A 1781-nucleotide genomic window follows, 5' to 3' on the forward strand; every position below is an offset into this window, starting at 1 on the left:
ATGTTCGAGGCAGCCCGTTTATTTGACGAGATCGAACACACCGGTGCCATGGCCGGGCTTTTATTGGGCGCAGTGGCCGGTATTGCGCTGGTGGCGTATGTCTCTTTCACCTTCGTCACCTGCGGTCTGGGCGGAATCCTGCTGGGCGTTGCAGTCGGACTGGCCGGAAGTGCCCTGACCAGCATCGGGGAGTCCATCGGCAAAGCCTTCAGCTCTCCAACGGGGCAGATCGAATCCGGTTCACGCAACGTGTTCATCAACGGCCGCGCCGCCGCCATTGTTGAAAACAGCACTGCCGTATGCGACAAGCACGCTCCCATCGTCAAGGTGGCCGAAGGCTCCAGCAACGTATTCATCAATGGCAAAGCCGCCGCCCGCAAGGGTGACAAGCTGACGTGCGGCGCAAAAATCGCTTCTGGCTCAAACAACGTTTTCATCGGTGGCGGCACCTACCGCTACCTGGCGGTCAGCGAGGAAGTTCCGGACGGAGTTCGTTACGCCGTGGACATTCTGCTGATTGTCGCGGGCGGCGCCCGGGCCGTGACCAGCATTCTCAAGCTGGGAGCGCAACAAGGCCTGAAGGCCGCCGGTCCCTGCGCATTGCGCTTCATGGGTGGCGTGTTCCTGGGCGATGCCCTCTTCCGGTTCGGCGTCGCCCCGGTGGCCGAGAAGGTGTTGGGCGGCTTGCACGGCAATCCCGTCGACACCACCACAGGCCGCAAACTGCTGATCGATGAGGTCGATTTCAGCCTGCCGGGCCTGATGCCCATCGAGTGGTCGCGCTTCTACGCCAGCGACCTGAACGTCGACAGTGCGCTCGGCAAAGGCTGGGTGCTGCCGTGGGAACAAAGCTTGCGCCGTCACGGCCAATTCATCTACCTGACGGACAATCAGGGCCGCAGCGTACCCTTCGTCCCCCTTCAGCCGAACCAGCGCATCTACCACCCTCACGAGCAGGTCTATCTGGTCTGCACGGAAGGCGGTCACTATCTGCTGCAGACGCTGGACAATGTCTTTTTCTACTTCGGTGAAGTCCCCAACAACAACGTGCCGGTGCCGGTGCAGCGCATCGAAAACGCGATGGGCCACTTTCTGCATTTCACCCGAACCGCACAGGGCCGGCTAACCGACATCAGCGCCACCGGCGGCGTTCGGGTGCATTTGCACTACGAAGAAGACTCGCCCCGTCTGAGCGCGGTCAAGCGCATTGTCGACAATCAGGCGGTCGAGACGCTGGTGCAGTACACCTATGACAGCCATGGTCAGTTGAGCGGCGTGATCAACCGCAATGGCCATTCGGTGCGCACCTTCAGCTATGCGGAAGGTGTGATGGCCAGCCACAGCAATGCGAACGGTTTAGGCTGCCACTATCGCTGGCAAACCCTGGACGGCCAGCCGCGAGTGGTCGAACACTGGACCAGCGATGGCGAGCACTTTCATTTCGATTACGATTTTGCAACACGCCAGACCCGTGTTACCGACGTGCTCGGCCGCCACGCCGAAGTAACGTACAACGCCGACCGACGCGTCGTGGCCAGTACCGACTTCGGTGGCGAGCGCTACACCATCGACCTCGATGACACCGGCAACATCACCGGGCTAGGCCTGCCCGACGGCAACGCGCTGAGTTTTACCTACGATGAACTGTCCCGTCTGACGGCGGAAACCGATCCGCTCGGCCGCACCACTCGCTATCAACATCATCACAAAACCACACGGGTCACCCAGGTCGATTACCCCGACGGCAGCACCTGGCGCGCCCGCTACGACGACAAGGGCAA

General features: G+C 61.3%; 1 protein-coding gene. It reads left to right on the forward strand.

What is annotated here, in order from left to right:
* Positions 1 to 1781: DUF6531 domain-containing protein (locus BZK31_RS28170; RefSeq protein WP_083186444.1), on the forward strand; the 1781-nt coding region annotated here is incomplete at both ends.

Origin of the sequence: Pseudomonas floridensis (assembly GCF_002087235.1) — a bacterium.
GTDB classification, from domain to species: Bacteria; Pseudomonadota; Gammaproteobacteria; order Pseudomonadales; family Pseudomonadaceae; genus Aquipseudomonas; species Aquipseudomonas floridensis.